The sequence below is a fragment of the Aetokthonos hydrillicola CCALA 1050 genome (genome assembly GCF_017591665.1).
Taxonomy (GTDB): domain Bacteria; phylum Cyanobacteriota; class Cyanobacteriia; order Cyanobacteriales; family Nostocaceae; genus Aetokthonos; species Aetokthonos hydrillicola.
Genome location: NZ_JAAKGC010000203.1, coordinates 1 through 5,101, shown reverse-complemented (window position 1 = coordinate 5,101; position 5,101 = coordinate 1). Strand labels below are relative to the sequence as shown.

Annotated in this window: 7 protein-coding genes; 4 read left to right on the top strand and 3 right to left on the bottom strand. The window is 39.4% G+C overall.

Annotation, left to right across the window (positions count from 1 at the left end; all coding sequences use genetic code 11):
* The first annotated feature begins 298 nt into the window (after positions 1–298).
* On the top strand, positions 299–745 hold the full coding sequence (locus tag G4P69_RS35480; protein ID WP_208343857.1) for a DUF3598 family protein: 447 nt from the start codon (positions 299–301) through the stop codon (positions 743–745).
* 216 nt (positions 746–961) lie between these two features.
* Complete coding sequence (gene hisS, locus G4P69_RS35475; RefSeq protein WP_208343856.1) at positions 962–2,383, top strand: histidine--tRNA ligase; 1,422 nt, start codon at positions 962–964, stop codon at positions 2,381–2,383.
* 221 nt (positions 2,384–2,604) lie between these two features.
* On the opposite strand, the gene G4P69_RS35470 is transcribed toward hisS, so the two are convergent.
* The 3 genes from G4P69_RS35470 to tnpA all read right to left on the bottom strand — a co-directional run bounded on the left by G4P69_RS35470 (position 2,605) and on the right by tnpA (position 3,771).
* Positions 2,605–3,081, bottom strand: a complete 477-nt coding sequence (locus tag G4P69_RS35470; RefSeq protein WP_208343855.1) for a response regulator — start codon at positions 3,079–3,081, stop codon at positions 2,605–2,607.
* Positions 3,082–3,124: 43 nt separating this feature from the next.
* Positions 3,125–3,274, bottom strand: coding sequence for a hypothetical protein (locus G4P69_RS35465; protein WP_208354620.1), 150 nt, complete (start codon positions 3,272–3,274; stop codon positions 3,125–3,127).
* 89 nt (positions 3,275–3,363) lie between these two features.
* Positions 3,364–3,771: an IS200/IS605 family transposase gene (tnpA, locus tag G4P69_RS35460; RefSeq protein WP_208343854.1), complete on the bottom strand. Its 408-nt coding sequence runs from the start codon at positions 3,769–3,771 to the stop codon at positions 3,364–3,366.
* Between the two features lie 80 nt (positions 3,772–3,851).
* Between tnpA and G4P69_RS35455 the strand changes: the two genes are divergently transcribed.
* Positions 3,852–4,175, top strand: a complete 324-nt coding sequence (locus G4P69_RS35455; protein ID WP_208343853.1) for a hypothetical protein — start codon at positions 3,852–3,854, stop codon at positions 4,173–4,175.
* Between the two features lie 349 nt (positions 4,176–4,524).
* A complete protein-coding gene (locus tag G4P69_RS35450; protein WP_390693868.1) occupies positions 4,525–5,052 on the top strand; it encodes a transposase in 528 nt (175 codons plus the stop codon).
* Positions 5,053–5,101: the final 49 nt, after the last annotated feature.

Here is a 5,101-nt window from a genome sequence, read left to right as displayed (position 1 = left end):
CTCAGGTTTGGGAGGTTCCCGCATGGGAGCTAGTGCAATAAAACGATTTATGCGGAAAAAAGCGTTTTTGATTAAAACCAAGCCTATTCAAGACCCTTGGTGGTTTTAACGCAAAGAACTCAGGAGTCAGGATCCAGAATTCAGAATTACCTGAGTGCGACTAGTGGATGAGTAAAGGGGTTTAAATCCCACTCCAATTGATTCTGAACGCCAGGTGCTTTATGCCAGGGAACCTGTCCACCGCACCGGCTCCTCCTGAATTCTGACTTCTTAATTCTTTTTTAAGGGAGCTTTTTATATGTCTATTCTACGAGAAGAAATGCCTGTTCTTGCGCGCCATGCAGGAGATTGGGTAGGCACGTATACAGTGGTTGATACAGAGGGCAAAATTCTTGACAAGCATCAGTCTCACTTAAGTTGCCAATTTCCCGAAGATGGTCCTTACCCCTACTACCAAATCAATCGTTATACCTGGTCTGATGGGAAACAAGAAGAGCATCAGTTTCCAGGAACTTATCACGACAAAGCCCTTTGGTTTGACACTGAGCGCATACTAGGAAAATCTTGGGAAGCAGACAACTCAACCATTATCCTATCATTTTCTTATAAAAGCATGCCAGAATTGAGCTTATATGAAATGATTTTGATAAGTCCTTGCAATAACTACCGCGCTCGCACTTGGCATTGGTTAAAAAACCATCAAATCTTTAAGCGTACTCTCATCCAAGAAGAACGAGTGCGATAGAAAAACTAATACCTGGGCTCGAAATTGGTTCGTAGTTGGGCTTTAGCCCAGGAGCGCTTAAGCAAGCGTGACAAGCAGCGTCTTTGAAGAGCGAGAAGAGAAGCGCTGCTCGCACTCGCGAGATCGCTAACCGATTCCACTTAGCTCCCCAAAAACCAAATAGAAGTTCTATATTTGCTATTGTTGTTGGAGCGTGAAAAAATTTGATTATAAGGTATGGCAAAAGCTGATAAAATAAATTTTTCGACTCCTAGCGGTTTTCCAGAATTTCTTCCTGGTGAAAAGCGCTTGGAATTATATTTACTAGATACTATCCGTAGAGTTTTTGAAAGCTATGGATTTACCCCTATAGAAACGCCTGCCGTAGAACGTTTAGAAGTTCTGCAAGCTAAAGGTAACCAAGGCGATAACATTATTTATGGTATTAATCCTATTCTGCCACCAAACCGCCAAGCAGAGAAAGATAAGGCGGGTGAAACTGGGGCGGAAGCAAGAGCTTTAAAATTTGATCAAACAGTTCCTCTCGCGGCTTATATTGCTCGTCACCTAAATGAATTGACTTTTCCGTTTGCTCGCTATCAAATGGATGTTGTTTTTCGCGGTGAACGAGCAAAAGATGGACGTTACCGTCAATTCCGTCAGTGCGATATTGACGTGGTTGCCCGTCGCGAACTTAGTTTGCTGTATGATGCCCAAATGCCTGCAATTATCTCTGAGATATTTGAAGCAGTCAATATTGGTGATTTTCTTATACGCATCAACAATCGCAAAATTCTTACAGGTTTCTTTAAATCTGTAGGAATTGAGGAAAGGAAAATAAAACCTTGTATTGGCATTATTGATACACTGGAAAAAATTGGTGAGACTAAAGTTAAACAGGATTTAGAAAAAGAAGGTATTTTAGGAGATCAAACTCAAAAAATTATTGAATTTATTAATATAAAAGGCACAGTTGATGAGGTTTTGGATAAACTTAGATATTTAGCACAAACCATATCAGAAGCTCAGGAATTTATTACCGGAGTTACCGAACTAGAAACGGTTATTGCTGGGGTTCGTAACCTTGGAGTGCCCGAAAATCGCTTCTGTATTGATTTATCTATTGCTCGCGGTTTAGATTACTACACAGGCACGGTCTATGAAACGATACTATTAGGACACGAAGCTTTAGGAAGTATTTGTTCTGGTGGTAGGTATGAAGAATTAGTAGGGGTATTTTTGGATGAAAAAATGCCTGGTGTTGGTATTTCGATTGGTTTAACTCGTTTGATTAGTCGATTACTAAAAGCTGGTATTTTAAATTCCTTAGCGTCTACTCCAGCACAAGTAATGGTGGTAAATTTACAAAATGATTTGATGCCGGTTTATTTGAATGTTTCTCAAAAGTTACGTCAAGCAGGGATTAATGTTATAACCAGCTTTGAACAGCGACCTTTAGGGAAACAATTTCAACAGGCTGAAAAACAGGGAATTCAATTTTGTGTGATTATTGGTTCCGAGGAAGCAGCAGCACAAAAATCTTCTCTTAAAGATTTAAAAACTCGCGAGCAAGTAGAAGTACCAATGGAAAATCTGGCGGAGGAAATTAAACGGAGGATAGGGAGCAGCCCCTTTGGGGAAATCAAAAGTCAAAAGTAAAAAGTCAAAATGTAGGGAGTAGGGAGCAGGGGAGTAGGGGAGGGGTAAGGGCTTGGATCATCGCGATACAAGTTGCGTTAAAATTCCTAGCAATTCTAGGGGGTCAACGGGTTTGGAGATGTATCCCACTTTCCGCACTTCATCGTGTAATACGCGTGGATTTCCAATATTTCACTAACAATGGTTAAATGAACAACACAAATCCCCAATGACTTTAAATATTAATACTTAACGGTTTGACCATTATTAGGAATAATTCTTAAAAAGGGAGGTAATACATTGTGAAGTGCGGAATATGGGATGTATGCTTGAAAGCCAGATCTTAGTGCTTGCTCCTGGTTTTCCTGTCGTGCAAAGGCAGTGAAGGCGAGGGCAAGAACCTGTTGCCCTTGTGGTAATGCTCCTACCTGTTGAATGAATTCATAACCATTCATCCCTTGCATCCCAATGTCACTAATGATTAAATCCGGAAAGTTGCCAGGGATAACAATGATTTCTAGTGCTTTTACTGCTGAAGTGGCAGAGGTGACGATCGCGCCGTTCTGTTCAAGCAGGAAGCGCAGAAGATCTAAATTGTCTGGATCGTCATCGACAAGGAGAATACGAATTCCCGTCAATAAAGTGGTTGTAAGGATCTGGGAACTCGCTTGGCTAGAAGATAACTGATCACTACCCTCGAGACTAGAAGTTTGTGCCATAAGATTAGTGTTCAAGGGGGGAGCTTCGGGCTGGAGTGGTAACTTAACAATAAACGTTGCCCTCGGAATGAACGCGATCGCTAATATCTCTTCCTTCAGGGATCAGCAGCACTACTTGCCCAGATTCATCCCGCACAGGCTTTAGCGAAAAATCAATTATTGTGGTCGTATCTCCATATCCTATAACTTCCACTTCATAGAAATACGCGGGATGCGGGAAACTCAGTCCCTTTAGGGCTCTTAGGGAAGCGGCACGAGCGGTTTTAACCGCCTTGGTCTTTACTAGTTTGTACCGTGGTGAGGGTCTTCTATATATTTTCTAATAGCCTCACTACTAACATTACCAGCAGTTGACACAAAATAACTGCTAGTCCACAAGCTAGGTAGCTTTTTCAGTTCAGGAAACTCCTTTCTTAGGAAAAAACTAGACCTACCTTTAAATGCTTTAACAACCAGGTGGGGTGTATCTGTTGGTTTAACACTAATAAATAAATGTATGTGGTCTGGTGCTACTTCCAGAGCTAATATATCCCAATTTTTTTCTATTGCTAATTCTGCAAATATTTGTCTAGTCCTTGTTGCAATTTCACCTTTTAGTACTTTTTTACGTCTTTTGGGTATCCAAACAAAATGATAGTTGACTAGGAATTTAACGTGGTTATGACTTTTGTAATCTTCTTGATTAAGCATCAAAATTAGTTGTTTTATATATTGACAACTACTATATTAGTCGATTACTATAGAGAGGTCAACTAAATTGAGGTTGAGAGGTGGAACAAACAAAAACAAGGAAGAAAAGACCAAAAATTAAGAAAGAAAAATCTTTAATGGGTGTTCAGCAAAATTTAATCCATTGCAATAAAGACACTTTATCGATTCTTGAATATCTCTGTTACGAGTCAAATAACGTCCATAACTGTGCTGTTTATTATGCGCGTCAAATATGGTTCAAATCTTCAAAACTTGTAACTAGTTTTGACTTAATCAAAGCTCTAGGGAATAATAAACATTTTTCGGCATTACCTTCTGAGGTTGCTGTACAAACATGTATGTCAGTTGGTGAATCGATTAGATCTTTCGAGAGAATTGCTTAAAAAGTCTAAAGATGGCGAACTAAAACAAAAACCCCAATTTCCCAGTTATAGAAAGTCTGGAGGGTATCAACTAGTAGCATTTCCTAAACGTGCATTAAAAATAGTTGATGGTAATATTCGTTTTCCATTAGGGCTGGGATGAACCCGGACAAAAACGGACAACCTTTGTCCTAGTTTGGGATGTAGACTTCTAGGAGAGGGTGCGAAAAAACGCACCTGTCTGGGAATGTCTGGGTATTTTTTAACAGTAGGTAGGTGCGTTTTTTCTAAGGTTGTCCGTTTTTGGAGAGGATTAATGTAGCGGCTACAAGTTAAAGCTTGGTTTGGTATTAAAGAATTTTTTCTGCCAATGCCAAAAAATTTAGATTTTAACCAAATCAAAGAAGTAAGAATACTTCCTAGAAATCGTCAATTCTATATTGAGTTTGTCTATCAAGTTGAACCAATTGTAGTTACACTGGACAAATCGAAAGTTTTAGGGATAGATCACGGTGTTAACAACTGGTTGACTTGTGTTTCTAATCTAGGAACTAGCTTTATTGTTGACGGCAAACATCTCAAGAGCATCAATCAGTGGTACAACAAGTCTGTGGCTAAAATTAAAGAGAATAAGCCTCAAGGGTTTTGGTCTAATAGACTTGCAGCAATAACCGAAAAACGCAATAGGACAATGCGTGATGCGGTAAACAAAGCCTCCCGAATTGTAATTAACCATTGTTTAGAGAAACAAATAGGGGTTATCGTATTTGGTTGGAATACTGGTCAAAAAGACAGCGCTAATATGGGTTCTAAAACAAACCAAAACTTATATACTCCACAAGGTCTACAACGTATACGGGATAAAGCTTTTATGTTGTGTAGAGACTCCATAACATAAAATAAAACGCTTATATTTAAAAGATTACACAACATCTACAACATAGCTG